Source organism: Ensifer sp. B1-9 (assembly GCF_050474445.1).
In the GTDB taxonomy this organism is placed as follows: domain Bacteria; phylum Pseudomonadota; class Alphaproteobacteria; order Rhizobiales; family Rhizobiaceae; genus Ensifer.
Genome location: NZ_JBCHVG010000008.1, coordinates 261,386 through 286,308 on the forward strand (window position 1 = coordinate 261,386; position 24,923 = coordinate 286,308).

22 protein-coding genes are annotated in these 24,923 nt (G+C 62.7%); 16 read left to right on the top strand and 6 right to left on the bottom strand.

All coding sequences use genetic code 11. The annotated features are described in order from the left end of the window. Window positions 1-81 precede the first annotated feature (81 nt). The 3 genes from ruvA to ACQ5BM_RS17020 all read left to right on the top strand — a co-directional run bounded on the left by ruvA (window position 82) and on the right by ACQ5BM_RS17020 (window position 2,737). Entirely contained in the window at window positions 82-699 is a 618-nt protein-coding gene (gene ruvA, locus ACQ5BM_RS17010) for a Holliday junction branch migration protein RuvA (RefSeq protein ID WP_173520442.1), read from the top strand. Between the two features lie 94 nt (window positions 700-793). After that, window positions 794-1,834 (top strand): Holliday junction branch migration DNA helicase RuvB, encoded by a 1,041-nt coding sequence (gene ruvB, locus ACQ5BM_RS17015; protein ID WP_173520443.1) that lies wholly within the window; start codon window positions 794-796, stop codon window positions 1,832-1,834. Then, a complete protein-coding gene (locus ACQ5BM_RS17020) occupies window positions 1,835-2,737 on the top strand; it encodes a metallophosphoesterase (RefSeq protein ID WP_429813410.1) in 903 nt (300 codons plus the stop codon). A gap of 21 nt (window positions 2,738-2,758) precedes the next feature. Here the strand turns inward: ACQ5BM_RS17020 and ACQ5BM_RS17025 are convergent, their stop codons facing one another. Genes ACQ5BM_RS17025 through ACQ5BM_RS17035 form a run of 3 tightly spaced genes read right to left on the bottom strand, consistent with a single transcriptional unit; the run spans window position 2,759 to window position 5,735 of the window. Next, entirely contained in the window at window positions 2,759-3,661 is a 903-nt protein-coding gene (locus tag ACQ5BM_RS17025; protein WP_429813413.1) for an NAD-dependent epimerase/dehydratase family protein, read from the bottom strand. Continuing rightward, window positions 3,658-4,518: a glycosyltransferase gene (locus ACQ5BM_RS17030; RefSeq protein ID WP_429813415.1), complete on the bottom strand. Its 861-nt coding sequence runs from the start codon at window positions 4,516-4,518 to the stop codon at window positions 3,658-3,660. The genes ACQ5BM_RS17025 and ACQ5BM_RS17030 overlap by 4 nt, the downstream gene beginning before the upstream one ends. Beyond that, window positions 4,515-5,735 (bottom strand): NAD-dependent epimerase/dehydratase family protein, encoded by a 1,221-nt coding sequence (locus ACQ5BM_RS17035; RefSeq protein ID WP_429813418.1) that lies wholly within the window; start codon window positions 5,733-5,735, stop codon window positions 4,515-4,517. Before ACQ5BM_RS17035 ends, ACQ5BM_RS17030 begins: the two co-directional genes overlap by 4 nt. A gap of 124 nt (window positions 5,736-5,859) precedes the next feature. On the opposite strand from ACQ5BM_RS17035, the gene ybgC reads away from it, so the two are divergent. Then, complete coding sequence (gene ybgC / locus ACQ5BM_RS17040; protein ID WP_429813421.1) at window positions 5,860-6,315, top strand: tol-pal system-associated acyl-CoA thioesterase; 456 nt, start codon at window positions 5,860-5,862, stop codon at window positions 6,313-6,315. Window positions 6,316-6,339: 24 nt separating this feature from the next. On the opposite strand, the gene ligD is transcribed toward ybgC, so the two are convergent. Genes ligD through ACQ5BM_RS17055 form a run of 3 tightly spaced genes read right to left on the bottom strand, consistent with a single transcriptional unit; the run spans window position 6,340 to window position 10,312 of the window. Beyond that, window positions 6,340-8,934, bottom strand: coding sequence for a DNA ligase D (gene ligD / locus ACQ5BM_RS17045; protein ID WP_429813424.1), 2,595 nt, complete (start codon window positions 8,932-8,934; stop codon window positions 6,340-6,342). 8 nt (window positions 8,935-8,942) lie between these two features. Further along, complete coding sequence (locus ACQ5BM_RS17050; RefSeq protein ID WP_429813426.1) at window positions 8,943-9,791, bottom strand: Ku protein; 849 nt, start codon at window positions 9,789-9,791, stop codon at window positions 8,943-8,945. Beyond that, window positions 9,791-10,312, bottom strand: a complete 522-nt coding sequence (locus ACQ5BM_RS17055) for a hypothetical protein (RefSeq protein WP_429813428.1) — start codon at window positions 10,310-10,312, stop codon at window positions 9,791-9,793. Before ACQ5BM_RS17055 ends, ACQ5BM_RS17050 begins: the two co-directional genes overlap by 1 nt. Before the next feature lie 82 nt (window positions 10,313-10,394). Between ACQ5BM_RS17055 and tolQ the strand changes: the two genes are divergently transcribed. The 12 genes from tolQ (at window position 10,395) to ACQ5BM_RS17115 (ending at window position 24,855) form a co-directional block, all read left to right on the top strand. After that, window positions 10,395-11,117: a protein TolQ gene (gene tolQ, locus ACQ5BM_RS17060; protein ID WP_173520451.1), complete on the top strand. Its 723-nt coding sequence runs from the start codon at window positions 10,395-10,397 to the stop codon at window positions 11,115-11,117. A 26-nt stretch (window positions 11,118-11,143) separates the two neighbouring features. After that, a complete protein-coding gene (gene tolR / locus ACQ5BM_RS17065) occupies window positions 11,144-11,596 on the top strand; it encodes a protein TolR (RefSeq protein WP_173520452.1) in 453 nt (150 codons plus the stop codon). 9 nt (window positions 11,597-11,605) lie between these two features. Further along, window positions 11,606-12,685, top strand: coding sequence for a hypothetical protein (locus ACQ5BM_RS17070; RefSeq protein ID WP_429813430.1), 1,080 nt, complete (start codon window positions 11,606-11,608; stop codon window positions 12,683-12,685). Between the two features lie 78 nt (window positions 12,686-12,763). Further along, window positions 12,764-14,074 carry a Tol-Pal system beta propeller repeat protein TolB gene (tolB, locus tag ACQ5BM_RS17075; protein ID WP_429813433.1) on the top strand — a complete coding sequence of 437 codons (1,311 nt, stop codon included), beginning with the start codon at window positions 12,764-12,766 and terminating at the stop codon, window positions 14,072-14,074. Between the two features lie 182 nt (window positions 14,075-14,256). Continuing rightward, window positions 14,257-14,790: a peptidoglycan-associated lipoprotein Pal gene (gene pal, locus ACQ5BM_RS17080; RefSeq protein WP_429813436.1), complete on the top strand. Its 534-nt coding sequence runs from the start codon at window positions 14,257-14,259 to the stop codon at window positions 14,788-14,790. A gap of 259 nt (window positions 14,791-15,049) precedes the next feature. Then, on the top strand, window positions 15,050-16,087 hold the full coding sequence (gene ybgF / locus ACQ5BM_RS17085; RefSeq protein WP_429813439.1) for a tol-pal system protein YbgF: 1,038 nt from the start codon (window positions 15,050-15,052) through the stop codon (window positions 16,085-16,087). A gap of 13 nt (window positions 16,088-16,100) precedes the next feature. Continuing rightward, window positions 16,101-17,417: a tRNA lysidine(34) synthetase TilS gene (gene tilS, locus ACQ5BM_RS17090; protein WP_429813442.1), complete on the top strand. Its 1,317-nt coding sequence runs from the start codon at window positions 16,101-16,103 to the stop codon at window positions 17,415-17,417. A 101-nt stretch (window positions 17,418-17,518) separates the two neighbouring features. Then, window positions 17,519-19,462, top strand: coding sequence for an ATP-dependent zinc metalloprotease FtsH (gene ftsH, locus ACQ5BM_RS17095; RefSeq protein ID WP_173520458.1), 1,944 nt, complete (start codon window positions 17,519-17,521; stop codon window positions 19,460-19,462). Window positions 19,463-19,775: 313 nt separating this feature from the next. Further along, window positions 19,776-21,128, top strand: coding sequence for a phosphoglucosamine mutase (gene glmM / locus ACQ5BM_RS17100; RefSeq protein WP_429813683.1), 1,353 nt, complete (start codon window positions 19,776-19,778; stop codon window positions 21,126-21,128). Window positions 21,129-21,615: 487 nt separating this feature from the next. Next, a complete protein-coding gene (locus ACQ5BM_RS17105) occupies window positions 21,616-22,443 on the top strand; it encodes an outer membrane protein (protein WP_429813446.1) in 828 nt (275 codons plus the stop codon). 188 nt (window positions 22,444-22,631) lie between these two features. Beyond that, window positions 22,632-23,465 (top strand): outer membrane protein, encoded by an 834-nt coding sequence (locus tag ACQ5BM_RS17110; protein ID WP_429813449.1) that lies wholly within the window; start codon window positions 22,632-22,634, stop codon window positions 23,463-23,465. Between the two features lie 211 nt (window positions 23,466-23,676). Then, window positions 23,677-24,855: a phosphoserine transaminase gene (locus ACQ5BM_RS17115; protein ID WP_429813452.1), complete on the top strand. Its 1,179-nt coding sequence runs from the start codon at window positions 23,677-23,679 to the stop codon at window positions 24,853-24,855. Window positions 24,856-24,923: the final 68 nt, after the last annotated feature.

Genomic DNA, 24,923 nt, shown 5'->3' on the forward strand with positions numbered 1-24,923 from the left:
CGTCTGATAAGCCGCGCGGCGCTGTAGAGAAGATATTATCCGATGGTCTGAGCGACCATCCCTCACCGCGAGAGACGCCACATGATCGGCAAATTGAAGGGTACCATCGACGAGATCGGCGAGGATCACGTCGTGCTCGACGTGCATGGCGTCGGCTATGTCGCCTTTTGTTCGGCGCGCACCTTGTCCAAGCTCGGTTCGGCTGGCGAGGCGGCGATGCTCTTCATCGAGACCTATGTGCGCGAGGATCAGTTGAAGCTCTTCGGCTTCCTCACCGCGCTCGAGCGGGAATGGTTTCGCCTGCTGCAAAGCGTGCAGGGCGTTGGCTCCAAGGTTGCGCTTGCGGTGCTCTCGACCCTGACGCCGGGCGAACTCGCCAATGCCATCGCACTGCAGGACAAGACCTCGGTCTCCCGCGCGCCAGGCGTTGGTCCCAAGGTGGCGGTGCGCATCGTCACCGAGCTCAAGAACAAGGCGCCGTCCTTTGCCGGTGAGATGGCATCGTCGATCGGCCTCAAGCAGGAGCTTGGCGAAGGCGTCGCCTCCGCGCCGGTGTCGGACGCGGTTTCGGCGCTGACCAATCTCGGCTATTCGCGCGACCAGGCGGCCAATGCGGTTGCCGCCGCGCTGAAGAATGGCGGTGAGGGGGGAGACAGTGCCAAGCTCATTCGCCTCGGCCTCAAGGAACTGGCGCGATGAGCGCTTGCCTTGGCGGGGCGCAGAAGGCAGAACGGAAGGGGCCGGACGCAGGTGGGTACCTGCGCCATGACGACCGACCAATTGGAACGAATGCATGACTGATGCGGCACGTCTGATAACGCCGGAAAAGCGCGGTGAGGATCTCGACGCGACCATGCGCCCGCAGTCGCTGGACGAGTTTACCGGCCAGGCGGAAGCGCGCGCCAACCTGAAGATCTTCATCGAAGCGGCCAAGAACCGCGGCGAGGCGCTGGATCACGTACTGTTCGTCGGCCCGCCCGGCCTCGGCAAGACGACGCTGGCCCAGATCATGGCCAAGGAGCTCGGCGTCAATTTCCGCTCGACCTCCGGTCCGGTCATAGCCAAGGCCGGCGATCTCGCCGCACTGCTGACCAATCTCGAAGAGCGTGACGTGCTCTTCATCGACGAAATCCACCGGCTCAATCCGGCGGTCGAAGAAATCCTCTATCCGGCGATGGAAGATTTCCAGCTCGACCTCATCATCGGCGAAGGTCCGGCCGCGCGTTCGGTGAAGATCGATCTGTCGAAGTTCACGCTGGTGGCGGCGACCACCCGCCTCGGCCTGCTGACGACGCCGCTGCGTGACCGTTTCGGCATCCCGGTGCGGCTCAATTTCTACACGGTCGAAGAACTGGAATCGATCGTCCGGCGCGGCGCCCGGCTGATGGGGCTCGGCATGACCGACGACGGCGCGCGCGAGATCGCCCGACGCGCCCGCGGCACGCCGCGCATTGCCGGACGGCTGCTGCGCCGGGTGCGCGATTTCGCCGAAGTGGCGCGCGCCGAGGCCGTGACGAAGGAGATCGCCGACGAAGCGCTGACGCGGCTGCTCGTCGACAATATGGGGCTCGACCAGCTCGACCGCCGCTATCTCTTCATGATCGCGCAGAATTTCGCTGGCGGACCCGTCGGCATAGAAACCATCGCCGCCGGTCTCTCCGAACCGCGCGACGCGATCGAAGACATCATCGAGCCCTACCTGATCCAGCAGGGTTTCATACAGCGGACGCCGCGCGGCCGTATCTTGACCGCAAATGCCTGGAAACATATCGGCCTCAACCCACCGAAAGAGGTCGAGGCGACACAGTTCCGCCTGACACTCGAGGACGAATAGATGATGACCCGCCGCGGATTGTTGAAAATGATCGGCGGCGGGATTGCCAGCATGGCGGCGCTTAGCGGTTACGCTTTCGCCGTCGAGCCATTGGCCCGGCTGAATGTAACTCGCTACTCGCTGACGCCGCCCGGCTGGACACCCGGGCTGAAGCTGCGTGTCGTCGCGCTCGCCGATATCCATGCCTGCGAACCCTGGATGCCGGCAAGCCGTATCGCCTCGATTTGCCGCCAGGCCAACAATCTCGGCGGTGACGTAACCGTGCTTCTCGGTGATTACGCGGCCGGCATGAATTTCGTTACCCGCTATGTCGATTCCAGCGAATGGGCGAAGTCGCTTGCGACGCTTACGGCGCCGCTCGGCGTCCATGCCGTCATGGGCAATCACGACTGGTGGGAGGACAAGACCGCGCAGAGAAACGGCAGGGGTCCAACCTTCGGACACAAGGCTCTGCAGGATGTCGGCATCAACGTCTACAGCAACCGGGCCATCCGGCTGGAGAAAGAAGGGCAGGGCTTCTGGATCGCCGGTCTCGAAGACCAGCTCGCCCTGGTGCCGGGCAAGAAGTGGCAGCGGCAGCGCATGAAAGGTCTCGACGATATCGAGGGCACGCTGGCGCAGGTGAGCGATGGCGATCCGGTCATTCTGCTGGCGCACGAGCCGGACATCTTCCCGAGCGTTCCCTCACGCGTCGCGTTGACATTGTCGGGCCATACCCACGGCGGCCAGGTGCGGCTTCTCGGCTACGCGCCGGTGGTGCCCTCGCGTTTCGGCGATCGCTACGCCTATGGCCATATGGTCGAGAACGATTGCAACCTGATCGTTTCCGGAGGCCTCGGCTGCTCGCTTGCGCCGGTCCGTTTCGGTGTGCCGCCGGAAATCGTCGTCATCGACCTCGGTTAGCCGGTCCGAGGTCAGAAGGCCTTACGCGGGCCTGATGTCCTCGAGCAGATCCCTGATCGAGGTCGCCAGCCGCTCCGGTCCGCCAGGCCGCCAGCCGAGCTGGCGCAGTTTCTCCGTCGCCATGACCAGATAGCCGTCCGCCGAAACGGTCTTAGGTAGTGGGTGCGCACATCCGGTCAGCGCCTGCACCAGCGAGAGAATCTGCCTGACGTCGAGCAGCAGATCCGAAACGTTGAAGACCTCACCCCGCACCACGGCGCTATCCGCTTCGAGCATTAGGCGCACCGCGGCACCCACGTCATCGCCATGGATCTCGGTGCCGATCCGCGGCTGAATCGGTTTTCCTTCAAGATAGCTCGCAAACAGGTCGGCCCACTTGTGCCGTCGGCCAGGACCGGCGGCACCGTACACACCGGTAACCCGCAGGCTTGCCGGGATGAAGTCCTCGGTTGCAAACATCCGCAAGTGGTCTTCGACCGCGACCTTCACCTGGCCATAAAGCGTGTCCGGATCCGGCGGCGATGTCTCGTCGAGGCGGCCGGCGAGCCGGCTGCCGTAGACGGCGCGGCTCGACAGAAACACGCAGCGCTTGACGCCGGCCGCCCGTGCCGTCTCGAACAGGCGGACCGAGCCATCGATATTCGCGCGGCAGAAGCCTTGCGGATCGTCGCCTTCACCGCCGCGATACCTGCCCTCGACATGTTCGAATGCAGCATGGACGAAGCCGGCAACGCCATCGAATAGGGCGGCCTGGTCGAGATCCGGATCGAGAAACAACGGCACGAAGCGAACATTGGTGCTGAAAAAACCGGGGTCGGGCGGCGTGCGGCCACCGACGATCACCTCGTATCCGTTCCGCAACAAATGCTCGACGATGAAACGACCGACGAAGCCGGTGCCGCCGGAGACCAGGACCCGTGTCATCGGCGCACCGGATTGGGGAGAGAAGCAATCTCCGGAATGTCGTCCCCGGTCAGGAAGGCGAACCAGAGGTCGATCAGCGGCCGCAAGGCCTCGGCACGGGGATGGTCCCTTTCCCAGGGCTTTTCATACTGGTAGTGCAGGACGCCGATCGAGCGCCAGTCCCAGAGCCCCGGCATGTTGAACCAGACATATTGCAGCATGTTCATCGTCACCGGCAGGCCGTGCCAATCCGGGAAGAAAGTCTGCAGGAAGGTCTGGTCGGTGCGCGGCCAGAAGGCCTCGGGTGCGTCGAGACAAGCGAGCATCCGTCCGAATGTCTCAAGCGAAGGCTCGGCGACGAAGACGCCGGAGTTCAGCCGGTGAAAGTCGGCGAGGCTTTCGTAGACGTTCGGCGCGGCGGAGAACTCCGGATAGGAAAACAGCCGGTCGATGTTCCTGAGCACGATCGCGTCGGCGTCGATGAAGACGCAGCGGCGGTATTCGACGAGTTGCCAGAGCCTGAGCTTGCAGAAGTTGTCGAGCGGCGAGTGAAAGGCCGGTTTGCGGCCCTTGGTGAAGGGCGCCTTCTCATGCACGTTCCGGCGCTGATGGCGCTCGTTGAACGCATCGGAAAGCGGCAGGAGGTCGGTCTCGACCAGGCGGCAGCCGAACTCGGCCAGCGGCGCCAGCGCGTCGAGCGAAACGCCACCGGTATGCAGCACCACGATATCGGCCTCGGTGCCGGAGAGGCGCAGCGAGCGGGCCAAAGCGCGAGCCCCGAGCGCATAGTCGGCATTGGTGACCAGCGTCACGAAGGCATGGCCGGCAGAAGGAGGCGAGGAGGGGCGCAACCCCTCCGAAGGATCGGTGGATGTCATGAAACGGATTTCAGCCGCTTGCCCTCTGGATCGTGGTTGATGAGCGGCGCAATGTCCTTGGTCCAGGCGGAGACGGCAGGCACGCGCGTGCGATCGACACGATAGGCGAATTTCTTCGCGACATCGACGATTTCCGACAGCAGCCCGTCCTGCAGCCGCGTCGGGTTGAGGCCGAGCGCCAGGAACTTCTCATTGTGGACGACGAGTTCGTTCTCGGCCGCTTCCTTGCGCGGGTTCGGCAGCCAGGCGATCTGCGCGCCCGTGATCGCGGCGATCATCTCGGCAAGGTCGCGTACCCGGTGGGTCTCGGTCATCTGGTTGAAGATCTCGACGCGGTTGCCGCGGGCCGGCGGGTTCTTCAGCGCCAGCTCGATGCAGCGGACCGAATCCTGGATGTGGATGAAGGCGCGCGTCTGGCCGCCGGTGCCGTGCACCGTCAGGGGATAGCCGATCGCCGCCTGAATCAGAAAGCGGTTCAAGACCGTGCCATAGTCGCCGTCATAATCGAAGCGGTTGATGAGCTGCGGGTGGCGGCGGGTCTGTTCGGTATGGGTGCCCCAGACGATACCCTGGTGCAGGTCGGTGATCCTGAGGCCGTCATTCTTGGCATAAAATTGGAAGAGCAGCTGATCCAGGCATTTGGTCATGTGATAGATCGAGCCGGGATTGGAGGGATAGAGGATCTCCTGGCTGACGGTCTCGCCGCCCATCGTCTCGATGCCGACCGGCAGGTATCCCTCGGGGATTGCCGCGCCGACGGTCGAATAGCCGTAGACGCCCATGGTGCCGAGATGCACCAGATGGGCATCGAGCTCGAGCTCGACCAGCGCATTCAGCAGATTGTGCGTGGCGTTGACGTTGTTGTTGACCGTGTAGTTCTTGTGGCGGTCGCTCTTCATGGAATAGGGCGCGGCGCGCTGTTCGGCGAAATGCACGATCGCATCCGGGCGATGTTCGGCGAGCCAGTTCTTGAGCAGTTCGTAGTCGCGGGCGAGGTCAATCAGATTGAAATGGATGCGGCGTCCGGTTTCGGCGTGCCAGATACGGGTGCGTTCCTGGATCGAGTCCATCGGCGTCAGCGATTGCACGCCGAGCTCCGTATCGATCCAGCGGCGGGAGAGATTGTCGAGGATGTGGACATCGTGGCCGGCATCGGACAGGTGAAGGGCCGTGGGCCAGCCGACGAAACCGTCGCCGCCGAGAATCGCAATCTTCATGCACGTTCTCCTGCTCAGGAAGGAAGTCCGTCACGTGATAGGGTAGGATTGTGACAACGCTGCAATGCTTGCAAATGGCTTTTTGTTCCTGCACAGGAAACGGGAATTTCTTTCGGAGAAAAGCATGTCCCTGATTTCGCTTGCAGGCGAACTGACCGAAAACGGCCATCGGCTGGTCCAGCGCGTCTACTACGAAGACACAGATTTTTCCGGTGTCGTCTATCACGCCCGCTACCTGCACTTCATGGAGCGCGCCCGCACCGACTTCCTGCGGCTGCTCGGCGTCGAGCAGGCGACGCTCGCGATCGAAGGCGACAGCGAAGGCCTGGTCTTCGTCGTGCATCGCATGGAGATCGACTTCAAGCTGCCTGCCCGCATGGACGACATCCTGACGATTACGACGGTCACGGAGAAGGCCGGTGGCGCCAAGATGGTGCTGCAGCAGGAGATCCGCCGCGGCGAGCAATTGCTGATCGCCGCCAAGGTGATCATCGCCGTTATCAACGGCCAGGGGCGTCCGCGGCGGCTGCCGGAAGCGCTGGCCTACAAGTTCCAGCACGCGAAGGAGAGCGCCGGCTGACCGGTCCGCTTTAACAGAGGCAGCTCAATCCACCTCGTTCACCCCGAGCTTGTCCAGGATCTTCTTGGTCAGCGATTGCTTCACGCCGGCGACATCCCGCCAGGGATCTGCGCCGCTTTCGATCCGCTCGAGAATATCCGGGATGCGGAAGCCGTTGGCGGCTTCCAGCGCGGAAAGCTCGTCCCAGCCAACGGGAGTGGCGACCGGCCCGCCGGCCCGTGCCCGGGTCGAATAGGGCGCGATCGCGGTGGCGCCACGCTCGTTCCTCAGCCAGTCAATGAAGATGCGCCCCTTGCGCTTCGCCTTCGACATGGTGGCGATGAACTTGTCGGGATCGCGGTCGGCAAAGCCCTGGGCAAAAGTCTTGGCGAACGCCTTGGCTTCAGACCAGGTGGCGCGGGCCGTCAGCGGAACGATGACGTGCACGCCCTTTCCGCCCGTGACCATCGGCATCGACTTCAGCCCGATCTCGCCGAGCGCGTCACGCAGCGCCATGGCCGCCGCCTTGACGACCCCGAAGTCCAGCCCCTCATCGGGATCCAGGTCGAAAACCAGCCGGTCGGGCGTCTCGAGCTTGTCGAAGCGTGAACCCCAAATGTGGAACTCCAGCGTGCCCATCTGCACGGCGGCGACCAATCCCTTGGCGTCGCGCACGTACATATAGTCCTCGGTCTCGCCGGAGCTCTCCTTGACGGGAACCTCCTTGATCTCGTCGGGAAAGCCGTCGCTGGCATGCTTCTGGTAGAAGCACTGTCCCTTGCCGCCCTGCGGGCAACGCACCAGCGACAGCAAGTGTTCGGCGGCGTAGGGCAGCATCCGCTCCCCGACGACCGCATAATAGCGAGAGAGGTCGAGCTTGCTGATGCCCTGGCCTTCGAACAGGATGCGGCCCGGATGGGTGATGCGCACGCCAAGGACGGTTTCGTGCGCTGCGGTTGATCCCCCTTTTGCGGTCGTTGCCTTCGCGGATGCCGCTTGGGACTTGCCTGAGGACTTCGTTGCGAGTTTCGGCGTTTCGAGTGTCACGGACTTTGCCTCCTTGTCCTCCCGCAGCCCCTCGAAGGCGCCGTGGCGGATATATCCTTCATCGGTAAATTCGGTGAAATCGATCTCTGCGACCATGTCCGGCCTGATCCAGATCGCGTCCCTAGCGATCTCGCGTGGGACGCTCGCGAAGGGACTGGTCGCGCGACGGCGCTTGGCGAAAGCGGCCGAGAGCGTCTCCATGCGTTCCTCGTCAAAACCGGTTCCGACGCGTCCGCGATAGATGAGTTCGCCCTTGTCGAAGGTGCCGACGAGAAGCGAGGCAAAGGCGCGTCCTTTCTTTGTCGACGGCGAATAGCCGCCAATGACGAATTCCTGGCGCCTTGTGCATTTGATCTTGAGCCAGCTTCGAGTTCGCTGGTTGCTGTAGGGTGCCTCCGCCTGTTTGGCGATGATGCCCTCTTGGCCGGCCTTGCAGATGGTCGAGAAGACTTCCGGTCCGTTGCCGCGCACATGTTCGCTATATTGAATGGTGCTGGATGGCGGCACGGATCTGAGCAGCCGCTTCAGTGTCTCCTTTCGCTCGATCAGCGGCAGGCGGCGCAGGTCGCGCCCGTCGAGGTGAAGCAGGTCGAAGGCATAGAAGCGTGTCTCGCCGCCGCCCTTCAGGGCTTTCTGCAGGGCGGAGAACGATGACCCCTCCTTGGACACGGCAACGGCCTCGCCGTCGATCAGTGCGGACCTGCAGTCGAGTTCCGCCAATGCCTTGGCGATGCTTTGGAATTTCTCGGTCCAGTCGAGTCCGGTGCGCGTGTGGCAGATGGCCTTGCCGCCACCGGTGGCAACCAGCAGGCGATAGCCGTCGAACTTGACCTCGTTCAGCCAGGCGTCGCCCTCTGGTGCCTGCGAAACCAGCGTCGCCAGTTGCGGCTTCTGAAAAGCGGGCGGCTTGCCCTTGGCCGATCTCTTCGGCTGCGCGTCGACCGCGCCCGCTTTCAGATTCGCGGCTGTACTTTTGTTGGATGCCCAAACGTGCTTCCTGCGTTCGCCCTTGCCGGCGGCGATCTCGTCCATGGTCCGGCCGGTGGTGACGCTCGTCTGATGGTCCTCCAGGAGAGTTTCACCATCGTCGGAGGCGGCATCGTCCCCCTCCTTGATGAGCAGCCAGTTCTCGCGCTTCTCGCCGTGGCGTGGCCGCATGCGGACCAGTGCCCAGCCGCCATGCATGCGCTCGCCATGAAGATGAAACGTAAGCTTGCCTTCGCGCAATCCTTCCTCGGGATCGTTTTCCGGCTCCCACCAGCCGGTGTCCCACAACATGACGGTGCCGCCGCCATATTGGTTCTCGGGGATCGTTCCCTCGAAATCGCCATAGGCAAGCGGGTGGTCTTCGGTTCGAACGGCAAGACGTTTGTCCTCCGGATTGAGGCTGGGTCCGCGGGTTACGGCCCAGCTTTTCAGAACGCCGTCCCATTCCAATCGGAAATCGTAATGAAGGCGTGTGGCATCATGCTTCTGTACCAGGAAGCGCCTTTGGCTCGGACGACTGCGAGCGATCTTGCCCTTTGGCTCGCGGGTCTCGCGGAAATTGCGGCGTCTGTTGTATTCGGCAAGGGGATCGCGGTTGGCAGCCATGCTTCACCTCAGGCGGATTTGCGTCGGCGAGACGGCGCCGGTTTGGACTTCGCCGACTTCTTCGCGTCACCTGCTTCAAGGCTCTGCTTCAGCGCCGACATCAGATCGACGATATTGTCGCCGCGGCGCTCGGGACGCTCGTCCTCGTCGACCGAAACGCGGTTCGACTTCCCCTTCATCTTGCGCTTGACGAGCTCGGTGAGCGCCGCGGTGTAATTGTCCTTGAATGCGGCGGCGTCGAAGGGTGCGGTCTTGCGATCGATGAGGGTCGTTGCGACGTCCAACAGGTCTTTTTCCGCTTTCTTGCCGGAGAGCTCGGAAAACATCGGCTCCGCCTTTCTCAATTCATCGGCATATCGGAGCGTCTCGAGCAGCAGGCCGTTGCCGCAGGGCCGGACCGCAACCAGGTATTCGCGGCCGCGCAACGTCAGCTGGCCAAGCCCGATCTTCGACGCGGCTCTCAGAGCATCGCGAACCACGCGGTAGGCATCTTCGGCGAGATCGTCGGCAGGCACGACGTAGTAGGGCTTGTCGAAGTAGATCGGCGAGATGTCGCAGGCGCCGACGAACTGCACGAGTTCGAGGGTCTTTTTTGTCTCGAGCTTGATGGAGTCCACTTCCTCCGGCTCGAGCAGCACGTATTTGCCGGACTCGTACTCGTATCCCTTGACGATATCGTCGGTGTCGACCGGGCCGACGCCGTCGACGACCTTTGCGTAGTGCACCGGCTTGCCGGAGGGCTCATGGATTTGGCGGAAAGCCACCTTTGCGCTGGCGCGGGTGGCGCTGAAGAGCTCGACGGGTATCGACACCAGCGAGAGCCGAAGCTGCCCCTTCCATAGGGCGCGCGCCGCCATCACCGGCCTCCACGCAGGCGCCGAATGTTTGGCGTATCTTCGACTACGGTTGCTCGCGCCCTGTCCTGGGCCAAAGCGCGCTCGATATGGGCGATGTCCTCGCCGGTGACGACCGGGATCGGGTCGGAAATGATCGCCTGCAGGACATCGGTCGACAGCACGCCATGAGCAAGGGCGTCCTCCAATGCGGCCCGCGTCTCCCGCTCGGCTTTGAGCTCGGCATAAAGCGCAAGGATCAACCGGTCCCGCGGATCAAAATGCGGCGAGGAAGATCGTTTGTCGCGCTGTCGTGTCGTCTGCTGGCCCATGCCGAAGAAACGTGCCCGGCCAAGGTAAGTTCCGGCCGCGGGGTGATACCGCAAAGACACAGTATGGTAACGGTTGTTTAACCATAATGGTGTCTTAATCACTGCATCAGGATTTGTGCAGTGCACGTCATCCTTTGACCAAAATTGACGGCAAGAAGGCAACCTAAAGCTAATTAAGGTCGCGATGGTGCGATCTACGGCGGTGCCGGGCATTCTTGCAAACAGGACGTTTGGGCTACCCGGTCACGAGCATGAGCCGCTCTTGCCGGGTGTTTGGATTCGGGGACTGAAGACGATGGAACAGGTTGGATTGGCCGCTGCGACGCACGACGTGACCCTCTGGTCGCTGTTCATGCAGGCGGGCTTTGTCGTGAAGCTGGTCATGCTGGGGCTGATTTCCGCCTCGGTGTGGACCTGGGCGATCGTCGTCGACAAGACGCTGAACTACGGCCGCGTGCGCCGTCAGCTCGACAACTTCGAGCAGGTGTTCTGGTCCGGCCAATCGCTGGAAGAGCTCTACCGGACGCTGGCCGACAGGCAGACTGCCGGCATGGGGGCGATCTTCGTTTCCGCCATGCGCGAATGGAAGAAGAGCTTCGAGCGCGGTGCCCGGTCGCCGATCGGCCTGCAGATGCGTATCGACCGGGCCATGGACGTGACGCTCGCCCGTGAATCGGAATCGCTGGAAGCGCGCCTCGGTTCGCTCGCAACCATCGGTTCGGCCGCACCCTTCATTGGTCTCTTCGGTACGGTCGTCGGTATCATGACCTCGTTCCAGGCGATCGCCGGCTCGAAGTCGACCAACCTTGCGGTCGTCGCGCCCGGTATTGCCGAAGCGCTGCTCGCCACCGCTATCGGCCTGCTCGCCGCTATCCCGGCGGTTATCGCCTACAACAAGTTTTCGGCCGACGCCGGCAAGCTGTCGGCACGCATGGAAGGTTTTGCCGACGAATTCTCGGCCATCCTGTCGCGGCAGATCGACGAGAAGCTGCAGAGCCCGCGCCAGGCCGCGCAATAATCGCCAGAGATACGGAGACCACGCTGATGGGTATGTCGGTTGGCGGAGCCAAGGGTTCGGGCGGCGGACGTCGCCGCCGCGGCGGCAAGAAAGCCGTGATGAGCGAGATCAACGTCACGCCTTTCGTAGACGTCATGCTCGTGCTGTTGATCATCTTCATGGTGGCAGCGCCGATGATGACGGTCGGCGTGCCGATCGACCTGCCGGAAACGCAGGCGAAGGCGCTCAATTCCGATACGCAGCCGATCACCGTTTCGGTCAATCCTTCCGGCGAGATCTATCTGCAGGAAACGCCGATCGCGATCGATGAGGTCGTGCCGAAGCTCGAGGCGATCGCCACCACCGGCTATAACGAACGCATCTACGTGCGCGGCGACACCAATGCCGACTACGGCACGGTCATGAAGGTCATGGCCCGCATCTCCGCCGCAGGCTTCAAGAATCTCGGCCTCGTCACGCTGCAAGAACAGGAAAAGTGATCGTCCACGATGAAGGGCAGTCTCGCTACATCTGCTGTCCTCCACGCCATGGTCTTGACCTGGGCGCTGGTGTCGCTTGGCAGCCCGGCTGACTTCCAGGTCGCCGACGTCGAGGCTTTGCCTGTCGACATCGTTCCCTATTCGGAAATGACACAGGTTCAGCAGGGCGACAAGAAGGCGCCAAAGAAGGAGACCTCGTCGCCGGTTCCGACCAAGCGTCCGGAGACGAACCAGCCTGCCGAAAACGTCGGCGACAACGACACCGACCTGAAGACGCCGCCGACCCCGAACGCCAAGCCGTCGAAGAGCGAAGCCACGGCCTCGCCGGAAAAGAACGAAAAGCCCGAGCCGACGCCGGATCCGGTCGAGCAGGAGATCAAGAAGGTCGAAGAGACCAAGCCGGCTTCCGAGCCCGCGACCGAAGTTGCGGCGCTGCCGGAACCGAAGCAGGAAGTGAAGCCGGAGACGAAGCCGGATCCGGCGCCGGCCGAAGAAAAGCCGGCCGAGAACCCGGAAGCCGAGGCGCTGCCCGAAAAGGTGCCGACCCCGGCCGCAAAGCCCAAGGTCGAAAAGCCGGCCCAGAGTGCCAAGACGCCTGAACGCAAGAACGAGGCAACGCCGAAGGAACAGAAGAAGGCGGCGTCCACCGAAGAAAGCAAGTTCAACGCCGACGAGATTGCCGCGCTGCTCAACCGGCAGGACCCGTCCGCCGGTGGCGCCAAGCGCTCGACGCAAGAGGCGGCTCTCGGCGGCAAGAAGACGATCGGCGTGGGCCTCAGCGCCAACGAGATCGACGGCGTGAAGGGTCAGATCCAGGGCAACTGGTCGCTGACGCCCGGCCTCACCGGCGTTCAGGAAGTCCGGGTGACGATCAAGGTCCAGCTGGATCCGGCAGGCAACATTGTCGGCACGCCGGAAGTGACGGCAACCGGCGGACCTGAAGGAACGCGTCGCGCTGTCGAAAGCAGCACGCTGCGCGCGCTCCGCCGCTCGTCGCCGCTACAGAACCTGCCACCTGAAAAATATGATGGCGAAAAAGGATGGAATACCCTCGTGCTGAACTTCGACCCCTCGGAATTCGCACTCTGAGCTGCCGGGATTGGAACCCATGCCGGATAGCCAACACACCGCACAAACCCTTCGTATTAAGCTGAAAGGCTTGTCTCAATGATCAAGGTCTCTCTTTTCCGTGCCCTGATGGTGGCCGCGGGCATGTTCGTCGCCTTCGTGGCGGCAACGCCGGCGAACGCCGTCGTCGAAATCAACATCAACAAGGGTAACGTCGAGCCCCTGCCGATCGCGATCACCGACTTCCTTCAGGGCGAGCTCGGTCAGAAGATCTCGGACGTGGTCGCCGCCGACCTGAAGCGGTCGGGCCTGTTCGCGCCGATCAACAAGAGCGCCTTCATCGAAAAGATCAGCAATCCGGATGCGACGCCGCGTTTCGAGGACTGGAAGGTCATCAACGCCCAGGCCATCGTCACCGGCCGCGTGACGCAGGAAGGCGATGGCAGGCTGAAGGCCGAGTTCCGGCTGTGGGACACGTTCGGCGGCACGCAGATGACCGGCCAGCAGTTTTTCACCCAGCCGGAAAACTGGCGCCGCGTCGCCCACATCATCGCCGACGCGATCTATGAGCGCATCACCGGCGAAAAGGGCTACTTCGACACGCGCATCGTCTACGTCGCCGAGAGCGGCCCGAAGACGGCGCGCAAGCGTCAGCTCGCCATCATGGACCAGGACGGCTTCAACGCCCGGGCACTGACCAATTCCAACGACATCGTTCTTACGCCGCGCTTCTCGCCGAACCGCCAGGAAGTCACCTACATGTCGTTCGAAAACCAGCAGCCGCGCGTCTACTTGCTGCAGCTGGAAACCGGACAGCGTGAAGTCGTCGGCAACTTCCCCGGCATGACCTTCTCGCCGCGCTTCTCGCCGGATGGCCAGCGCGTCATCATGAGCCTTCAGCAGGACGGTAACGCCAACATCTACACGATGGATCTGCGCTCGCGCACGACGACGCGGCTCACCAACACCGCCGCGATCGACACGGCACCGTCCTATTCGCCTGATGGCAGCCAGATCGCCTTTGAAAGCGATCGCGGCGGCCGCCAGCAGATCTACATCATGGGCGCCGACGGTTCCGGCCAGCGCCGCATCTCCTTCGGCGACGGCTCCTACTCGACGCCGGTCTGGTCTCCGCGTGGCGACCTCATCGCCTTCACCAAGCAGTCGGGCGGCAAGTTCTCGATCGGCGTGATGAAGACCGACGGTTCCGGCGAACGCATCCTGACCACCGGCTTCCACAACGAAGGCCCGACCTGGGCGCCGAACGGCCGCGTGCTGATGTTCTTCCGACAGAACGCCGGTGCCGGTGGTCCGCAGCTCTATTCGATCGATCTAAGCGGCTACAACGAGCAGGCGATCCCGACGCAGGGCTTCGCATCCGACCCGGCCTGGTCGCCGCTGCTCGAGTAGGCTGATCCAATATGCGGCGGGAAAATGTGGCAGCGATGCCGCTTTCTCGCCGCAAAGTGCTGGTCTAGCAGGCGCCGAGCCGAAATTATCGATTTGTTAACCATAACTGTTGAAAAGCGATTAACCGCTTCCGGTTACAGTCTGGCAACCGTGAATTCAGACACTTCCAAGGAGACCGGCGTATGAGCCGAATTGACACCCCGGCCGCAGGCCGCATGCAGACCATCGCTCGCAACCCGGTCATGATCGCTCTGGTCATGACGCTTGCTATTGCTGGCTGTGCATCGAAGAAGAACCTGCCGAACAACGCCAACGAGCTCGGCCTCGGCGGCGCTGGCGCTGCAACGCCGGGTTCGCAGCAGGACTTCACCGTCAATGTCGGCGACCGCATCTTCTTCGACACCGACTCCACCTCGATCCGTGCCGACGCGCAGCAGACGCTGGCCCGCCAGGCCCAGTGGCTCGCCAAGTATCCGAACTACGCGATCACGATCGAAGGCCATGCCGACGAACGCGGCACGCGCGAATACAACCTTGCACTCGGCGCCCGCCGTGCGGCCTCCACCCGCGACTACCTCATCAGCCAGGGCGTTCCGGCGAACCGCATGAAGACGATTTCCTACGGCAAGGAAAAGCCGGTCGCCGTCTGCGACGACATCTCCTGCTGGTCGCAGAACCGTCGTGCCGTCACCGTTCTCGGTGGCGCCGGCATGTAATTCTCACGGCCGGGCCTGGTTCGGTCGGGTAGCATGACGTGTTCCAGGGAACACAAGCGTGTTCCTGAAATCACGGACTGCTAAAATATAAGGGCGGCTCTCGGCCGCCCTTTGCTTTTTTACCACACTTTGGCCGAACTCCGTTGCTTTTTCAGGGCAATTGGAAAACTGTGCGGCAATCACCCAGTTGACTCGGCGAGATGTATTGCGGGCCCCGAATCAAGGGTGGGACAACCGGTATTCGAACAGGACAAATGAAATGAAGAAATTTGTCGTGGCGGGACTGATCGGTCTGACGGCCCTTGTGGGTCTGGGCCAGACGGCGAACGCCATGCCGCTTTCAGGGCTGCTGGCCCGAACGACTGAAACGCAAGCCGGCGCGCAGTCGAAGCTGCCCGTGGTGAAGGTGCAGTCGGCCGAGACCGCACGGATTGGCCAGCTCGAGGAACAGATCCGCTCGCTCAACGGGCGTATCGAAGAAATGAGCTTCCAGCTCCTGCAGATGCAGGAGCAGATCCGGAAGTTCCAGGAGGACAACGAATTCCGCTTCCAGGATCTGGAAAGCGGCAAGGCCTCCCCGAAGAAGAGCGGCGCGTTGCAGACGCCGAAGACCAGCGATCAGGCGTCCGTCACCCCCGGGGTGACGGATAGCCAGGCGACGGCACCGGCCGGCGGGGGCAATGATATTGCTTCCTCCGGGCTCCCGTCCAGTGGTGGCCAGGGTTCCGGCGGCGCGGCGCCGACCACGCTCGGTCAGATCGTCTTCGACCAGAACGGCAATCCGGTTGCGGCCACGACCGATGCTCAACCCGGCGCGAACGCCACACCTCCGGGCGTCGACGCCGGTGCCGGACTGCCCGCCGACGATGGTGGCCTCAACAGCAACCCGGGCAACCAGCAGACGGCTTCGCTCGACAACCCCGGCGATCTCTACCAGTCGGCTTACGGCCATGTTCTTTCTGGCGACTACAGCACGGCGGAGCAGGAATTCGGCGACTATCTGGCGGCGTTTCCGCAGGGCGACAAGGCCGCCGATGCCAGCTTCTGGCTGGGCGAGGCGCAATACTCGCAGGGCAAGTACAGCGACGCGGCCAAGACCTTCCTGAACGCGCACCAGGCCCACGGCAAGTCGCCGAAGGCGCCGGAGATGCTGCTGAAACTCGGGATGTCGCTCGGTGCGCTCGACAACAAGGAAACTGCCTGCGCGACGCTGCGCGAGGTCAACAAGCGCTACCCGAAGGCTTCGCCGGCGGTAAAGGCAAAGGTGACGAGCGAGCAGAGCCGCTTTGGCTGCTGAGGCCCACCCGCCAATGGCCGTTGTCGAAACGGCAAAACGATTTCTTGCCTCCTTCGATAGACCAGCGCGCATCCTCGTGGCCGTCTCCGGCGGGAGCGACTCGAAGGGACTGCTTCTCGCTCTCAAGGAAGCGATCGAGGCAACCAAGCCCACAGAATTTTCCCTGGCCGCCTGCACGGTCGATCACGCGTTGAGGCCGGAATCAGCCGAAGAGGCGCGTGGTGTCGCGTTGTTCTGCGAGCGCCTGGGTGTGCCGCATCTCGTCACCCGATGGGACGGGCCGAAGCCCAGAACCGGCATCCAGGCGGCGGCACGCGAGGCGCGCTATGCATTGCTGGCGGAGGCTGCGCAACGCTTCGAAGCATCCTCGATCGTCACCGGTCACACGCTCGACGACCAGCGAGAGACGATCCTGATGCGCACACGGCGGCGGGAGGGACCCGGTGCCGCGGGCATGGCGGAGGCCACGCTCTATGACCGTCGCATCTGGGTGCTTAGACCTTTCCTCACGGTCGAACGCAGCGCCATTCGCGCTTTTCTCAAGGCTAGGAATGTCGGCTGGTTCGACGATCCGAGCAATACGAACCCTCGCTTCGAGCGAGTACGCGCGCGGGCCTCGCTGGCGTCATCGCCGGCGACCGGTGGCAACGTCTGGGATGCCCGGTCGCGGGCGCGATCGTCGGCCGCTGCCGCCGCCCTGCTCGAACGGCACGTAAGGGTGCATGCGGGGTTGGTCGCGGAAATCCCTCCCGCGATGGCCGACCAAGTCCGGGACATCGATTGGCAACGGGCGCTGCTGACGCTGGCGACCGTTCTCGGCGGCCGTACACATCTGCCGGCGGCAGGCACCGTCGAGCGGCTGGTGAATGCCCTGGAGCAGGGGGCGCCGGGCCGGCTGACCGCGGGACGCGTCGTCTTCGACCGGCGCTCGACCGGGCTCTATCTCTATCGGGAGGCGCGCGGCATCGACGACCTGACCTTGCAGGCAGGGCAAACTGCTGTCTGGGACGGCCGCTTCCTGATCCGCAATGGTGGCGACGGTCCCCTGGTGGTGACGGTGGAAGGCGGTCGCGGACCACAACAGCAGAGACTTATTGTCGCAGGTCTGCCACCGGGCGTTGCTGGTCGGGTGTCACTGTCGGCGCCACGCGTCGTCCACGACGACGTCAAAAGTGTCGCACCTATCACAGTCGAGCCGCGGATCGGTCTGTACGACACCTTTTTGCCGGGTTTCGACAGGATCATGGCAAACAGGATCGCCGGATTGTTCGGACGCCAGCCTTACCTGCCGCCACCGGTTCACGGTCTATTGACAGAAATGGAATGGTAGACGGCGGTTTGCCTTGGCAATGCGTCGCCAGAACCCTATGTTAGGGAGCAAGACAGCGACCCGGCGAAATGCGTGGGTCGTGACAGGTTCCGGGGAGTTCGATGAACCCTAATTTTCGTAATCTTGCCCTTTGGGCAATCATAGCGCTTCTGCTGATCGCGTTGTTCAGCATGTTCCAGCAGCCGACGGAGCGCACCGGCTCGCGCGAGATTCCGTTCTCGCAATTCCTCAAGGACGTGGATGCGAGCCGCGTCAAGGAAGTCGTGATCACCGGCCCGAAAGTGATCGGCAGCTATTCCGAAAGCGGCGCTACTTTCCAGACCTACGCGCCATCGGTCGATACGGCGCTGACCGAGCGCCTCGAAGCCAAGGACGTGACGGTCACGGTTCGCCCGGAAACCGACGGCTCGTCCGGCTTCCTGAGCTACATCGGTACGCTCCTCCCGATGCTTCTGATCCTCGGCGTCTGGCTGTTCTTCATGCGCCAGATGCAGGGCGGTTCGCGTGGAGCCATGGGCTTCGGCAAGTCCAAGGCCAAGCTTCTGACGGAAGCGCATGGCCGCGTCACCTTTGACGACGTCGCCGGCGTCGACGAAGCCAAGCAGGACCTCGAAGAAATCGTCGAATTCCTGCGCGATCCGCAGAAGTTCCAGCGCCTTGGCGGCCGCATTCCGCGCGGCGTGCTGCTCGTCGGCCCTCCCGGTACCGGTAAAACGTTGCTTGCACGCTCCGTTGCCGGCGAAGCCAACGTGCCGTTCTTCACCATCTCCGGTTCCGATTTCGTCGAAATGTTCGTCGGCGTTGGTGCCAGCCGTGTGCGCGACATGTTCGAACAGGCGAAGAAGAATGCGCCCTGCATCATCTTCATCGACGAAATCGACGCCGTCGGCCGTCATCGTGGCGCCGGTCTCGGCGGCGGCAACGACGAGCGCGAACAGACGCTCAACCAGTTGCTGGTCGAGATGGACGGCTTCGAAGCCAATGAGGGCATCATCCTGATCGCGGCGACCAACCGTCCCGACGTTCTCGATCCGGCACTGCTGCGTCCGGGCCGCTTCGACCGCCAGGTCGTCGTGCCGAACCCGGATATCAACGGCCGCGAACGCATCCTCAAGGTGCACGTACGCAACGTGCCGCTGGCGCCGAACGTCGACCTCAAGGTGCTCGCACGCGGTACGCCCGGTTTCTCCGGTGCCGATCTCATGAACCTTGTCAACGAGGCGGCGCTGATGGCCGCCCGCCGCAACAAGCGTCTTGTCACCATGCTCGAATTCGAGGATGCCAAGGACAAGATCATGATGGGTGCGGAGCGCCGCTCCTCGGCCATGACCGAAGCCGAGAAGAAGCTGACGGCCTATCACGAAGCCGGTCACGCGATCCTGGCGCTCAATGTTCCCTCCGCCGATCCGCTGCACAAGGCGACGATCATTCCGCGCGGACGGGCGCTTGGCATGGTCATGCAGTTGCCCGAAGGCGACCGCTACTCGATGAGCTACAAGTGGATGGTCTCGCGCCTTGCGATCATGATGGGCGGACGCGTTGCCGAAGAGCTGACCTTCGGCAAGGAGAACATCACCTCGGGCGCATCGTCGGATATCGAGCAGGCAACGAAGCTTGCCCGTGCGATGGTGACGCAATGGGGCTTCTCCGACCAGCTCGGCCAGGTTTCCTACGGCGAGAACCAGCAGGAAGTCTTCCTTGGCCACTCTGTCGCGCAGCAGAAGAACGTTTCCGAAGCGACCGCTCAGAAGATCGACAACGAGATCCGTCGCCTGATCGACGAGGCCTATGAGACGGCGCGCAGGATCCTGACCGAGAAGAACCACGAATTCGTGGCGCTTGCCGAAGGCCTGCTCGAATACGAAACCTTGACGGGTGACGAGATCAAGGCGCTGATCCGCGGCGAAAAACCGGCACGCGACCTTGGCGACGACACGCCGCCGCATCGTGGCTCGGCCGTTCCTTCGGCAGGTTCCAAGAAGGAAGGCCCGGCGAGCAACAAGGGCGAAGAATCCGAAGGTGGATTCGAGCCGCAGCCGCAATAGCTGCCACGGTCGGCAATGGATCCGAGCCGCCGCTCCTTAAGTGGAACGGCGGCTTTTCGTTGCCTCCTGGCCTCTGGCATTTGGTAACGGGATGTAATGATTTCTGATGTTAGGCTCGCTGCCGCTTGCTGCGCTTTTATGTCAAAGAAGACATGACGTGTTTGCGATGGCTGCCCTTGAACGGAATGCCGGTCGCCAAGCAGACGGCATCCAAGGCATGAATGAGGTCCGGTCAATGAAACCCAGTCGCGCAAAACGCAGACAGGCGGAGCTGGCCAAGCCGGCCCTGACCCGGCAGAACGATGGAGTTCTTATGAAGCGAAAGTATTTCGGCACCGACGGCATCCGCGGCCAGTCCAACATGTTTCCGATGACACCGGATCTGGCGATGCGGGTCGGCATTGCGGTCGGGACGATCTTTCGCAACGGTGCCCACCGTCACCGGGTGGTGATCGGCAAGGACACCCGTCTTTCGGGCTATATGCTCGAAAACGCGATGGTGGCGGGCTTTACGGCTGCGGGTCTCGACGTCTTCCTGCTCGGGCCGATCCCGACGCCGGGCGTTGCCATGCTCACTCGCTCGCTGCGCGCCGATATCGGCGTGATGATCTCCGCCTCGCACAACCCCTTCCAGGACAACGGCATCAAGCTTTTCGGTCCTGACGGCTACAAGCTTTCCGACGATATCGAAGAGAAGATCGAGGCGCTGCTCGACCAGGATCTCTCGGGGCAACTGGCAAAGTCTGAAGACATCGGCCGGGCGAAGCGCGTCGATGGCGACATCTATCGCTATCTGGAACACGCAAAGCGCACGCTGCCGCGTGACGTCACGCTTCAGGGCCTGCGCATCGCCGTCGACTGCGCCAATGGTGCGGCCTACAAGGTGGCGCCGACGGCGCTTTGGGAGCTGGGCGCGGAAGTCGTCACCATCGGGACGGAACCGAATGGTCTCAACATCAATCTCGATTGCGGCTCCACCCATCCCGTGACGCTGTCGAAAAAGGTCCACGAAGTGCGCGCCGACATCGGCATTGCGCTTGATGGCGATGCCGATCGTGTGCTGATTGTCGATGAGAACGGCACGGTGATTGACGGCGACCAGCTGATGGCTGTGATCGCCGACAGCTGGGCCGAAGACGACATGCTGCGTGGCGGCGCCGTTGCCGCGACCGTGATGTCCAATCTTGGCCTTGAGCGCTATCTGAAAGGGCGCGGCATCGACCTGCGGCGCACGAAGGTTGGCGACCGTTATGTCGTCGAGCAGATGCGCCAGGATGGCCTGAACGTGGGCGGCGAACAGTCGGGCCACATCGTGCTCTCCGATTTCGGCACGACGGGTGATGGTCTCGTCGCCGCTCTGCAGATCCTTGCGGTCGTCAAGCGCCAGGGCAAGGCGGTGAGCGAGGTGTGCCACCGGTTCGAGCCGGTGCCGCAGGTGCTGAAGAATGTTCGTATTTCTGCCGGTAAGCCGCTCGAAGATGCGGCGGTACGCCAGGCGATCGCTGACGCGGAAGCAGAGCTTGCCAAGTCCGGCCGCCTGCTGATCCGGCCCTCCGGCACCGAGCCGCTGATCCGTGTGATGGCGGAAGGCGACGACCGCGGACAGGTAGAGCGTATTGTCGATGAGCTGGTCAATGTCATCGGCAGTGTCCGCAACGCTGCCTGACGCATTCTGCGACTGATTTCCCTCCAGGGCCGGTGCGATGCATCGGCCTCTTTTTTGTCCTGCTGTCGGGCACCGCCGCCGAAAGCGAAGGCATCTTACGAGGCCATTCCCCACACTGGAATTCCTACTGCATGTTTCCTTTATTCGTAGCCGATTAAAGGACAAAAACCTGCTGCAACTGAAAGTGCTACAGCGACCTTCGCGCGTCTGATAAGACGCGCGGGGCTGCAGTGGAGAGCGTTCCTGTCTTTCAGGGGCGAGCTAGTACGTTGTCTTGCCGGTTTATTTAGCTCTACCTTAAGGGAACTCGACGGCGGACAATAATGCAGCGTAACAACCGTAAGAATAGGCTGGTTTCTTAACAATCTCGGTAAACGTTTGTAGTTAATCGGAACTTAACCTTTCCTCCTCATTATCCATAACCAACATCGGGATTTGGACACCGGTTTCATGGTGAACCAAGCAACGGAATGTATTGGAGTGGGCCATGAAGAGAATTTTGAGTGGCGTTGTTGCAATTTTGCTCAGCGGCACGGCAGCTTTTGCTGCGGATGTCTACCAACCGCCTATGGAGCCGGTGCCGGAGCAGGCCGTCGAGGTCATCCAGACCAGCGGCTGGTACCTGCGCGGCGATGTCGGTTACGCCTGGAACCACCTGCGCGGCGCAAATTTCTACCAAGGGGGGCCGAGCGGCTCGATCGCGGATTTCGACTCCGCCGATATTGATGATTCCTGGGTGATTGGTGGTGGTGTCGGTTACCAGTTCAACAATTATTTCCGTGCCGACATCACGGCCGACTACTGGGGCAATGGCGACTTCACCGGCTCGACCAGCGGCGGCTGCGGGCTTTTCCCGGGAGAGCCTTGCGTGTCGCGTGACATAAGCTCGGTTTCCGCCTGGAGCCTGATGGCCAACGCCTATGTCGACATCGGCACCTATGGCGCCTTCACGCCCTACGTCGGTGCCGGTATCGGTGCCACGCGCGTGAGCTGGGACGGACTGCGCAACACGAGCTGCGTCGATGGCGACCCCACCCGATGTGACCCGACGACCAATCATGGCGGCAAGGATAGCTGGCGCTTCACCTACGCCCTCATGGCCGGTACCGCGATCGACCTGACCTGCAACCTGAAGGCCGATATCGGCTATCGCTTCCGCCAGGTCGATGACGGCGACATGTTCGGTTACGCCAACGGTGGTGGTCCGGGCTTCGATGACGGCTTCTACATCCACGAGGCGCGCGCCGGCTTGCGCTACTCCTTCGGCAATACCTGCGAAGTTCCTTACGAGCCGCCGCCGATCGTCTACAAATAATCCGGCAGCATCCGACAAGCACCAAGGCCACCTGCGGGTGGCCTTTTTCGTTGTCGCCAATCTTTGCCCGTTTCCTAACGAGCATGGTTAACCGCGGGTTAACCAGTCGCTGCAATAGTTAACGCTGAACGAAGCGGCGACGGCATGGCTCCATCCCGCACGGATAGCAGTGGTGAAAGGGCATGGGCATGGATTGGCGAAACGGGTTCTGCGGAGCCGCTTTTGGTGCCGGCCTGCTCCTTTCCGGTTCGGCGCTGGCGGCAGACGAGGATCTCCTGAATGCCCCGGAGATCACCATCGAGAAGGACGCGGCCGGTACCAGTGCGATCTACCTGCGTGGCGATATCGGCTACGCGCCGTGGCGCGGCGAAGGCGACCCCTATTACCGGACCTTCGATGCGGGAACGCTGACCTATGACAGCGTCTCCTTCGACAATGCCCGTTTTGACAAACCATTCTCCGGTTCGCTCGGCGTCGGCTACCAGTTCACCGATACGTTCCGCGCCGACCTGACTGCCGAATATTTCGAGGGCCGGTTCAGCGGTTCGTCGTCGTCGGCAAGTCCTTGCGCGGGGCAGGGGGCTGGCACGTCCTGTGCGTTATCGACTGGGGCCGATTATTCCGGTCTCGGCCTGATGGCCAACGCCTATGTCGATTTCGGCACGCTTGCGGGCTTCACGCCCTATGTCGGCGGCGGCATCGGCGCGACACGCCTCAACTGGGACACCGCAATCGAACGTGCCACTTGTGTGGCCGGCGGCGGCGCTTGCGTTGGTGCGCCCACCTCGACCACCTACGAGGGGCACGACAGCTGGCGTTTCACCTACGCGCTGATGGCGGGTATCTCCTATGATCTCAGCGAACAGCTGAAGCTCGATGTCGGTTATCGCTATTCGCATATCGCCGATGGCGAGATGTTCGGCTTCGGCGCCGAGGCGCTTGTTGGTGCCAGCGGCGACAAGGGCTTCGACGACGGGCTGTGGCGCCACGAGATCCGGGCAGGCTTGCGCTTCTCCTTCTGATCTCTCGAAACCGGTGCCGATGGCGGCACAGAAGGGCGTCGCCTGCTAACAATCGATCGGCTGGCCTTGCTCAGGCTTTGCAGATGTTGCCCGCGACGCCATAAATTTTCTCGATTGCGACAAAGCGCTTGACTTCCGGTCCCGGCCACAATATCGACGGCGGCGGGACACCCTTCCCCAACGAAGGGCTATCTATCTGGAAGGATAGCACATGGCAAAGCCTGCACAGCCGGACCTCCGTCCGAACAACACCCATTTCTCCTCTGGCCCCTGCTCGAAGCGCCCCGGTTGGACGCTCGACGCTCTCTCCGATGCTCCGCTCGGTCGCTCGCACCGCGCCAAGATCGGCAAGACGAAGCTCAAGCAGGCCATCGATCTTACCCGTGACATTCTCGAAGTGCCGGCCGACTACCGCATCGGTATCGTGCCCGCTTCCGATACCGGCGCCGTCGAAATGGCGCTCTGGTCGCTGCTGGGTCAGCGCGGCGTCGATATGGTTGCCTGGGAAAGCTTCGGCGCCGGCTGGGTGACCGACGTGGTCAAGCAGCTGAAGCTTGCCGACGTTCGCAAATTCGAAGCCGGCTACGGCGAGCTGCCCGATCTTTCCAAGGTCGATTTCGACCGCGACGTGGTCTTCACCTGGAACGGCACGACCTCCGGCGTGCGCGTGCCGAATGCCGATTTCATCCCGGCCGACCGCAAGGGCCTGACGATCTGCGACGCGACCTCTGCCGCCTTCGCGCAGAACCTCGACTTCGCCAAGCTCGACGTCGTCACCTTCTCCTGGCAGAAGGTCCTTGGCGGCGAGGGCGCTCACGGCGTCATCATCCTGTCGCCGCGCGCCGTCGAGCGCCTGCTCACCTACGTTCCGGCCTGGCCGCTGCCGAAGATCTTCCGCATGACCTCGGGCGGCAAGCTGATCGAGGGCATTTTCACCGGCGAGACGATCAACACGCCGTCGATGCTCTGCGTCGAGGACTATATCGATGCGCTGCTCTGGGCTGAGCAGGTCGGCGGGCTCAAGGGCCTGATGGCCCGCGCCGATGCCAATGCGCAGGTGATCTTCGACTTCATCGCCGCCAATGACTGGATCGCCAACCTGGCGGTCAGGGACGAGACCCGCTCCAACACCTCGGTCTGCCTGAAGATCGTCGACAAGGACGTTTTGGCGCTCGACGCCGACGGCCAGGCCGCCTTCGCCAAGGGCGTCGTCGCCCTCCTCGAAAAGGAAGGCGTTGCCTTCGACATCGGCCATTACCGCGATGCACCGTCCGGCCTTCGCATCTGGGCCGGCGCCACCATCGAGGCCGCCGACATGGCAGCGCTGATGCCGTGGCTTACCTGGGCATTCGAGACCCAGAAGGCGACACTGGCGCAGGCTGCGGCCTGATCCGGAGCGGGGTGAGGAAAATGTACTCTGCCCGCGTCCCGCACAGATGAAAGTGATCCGCTTCGCTC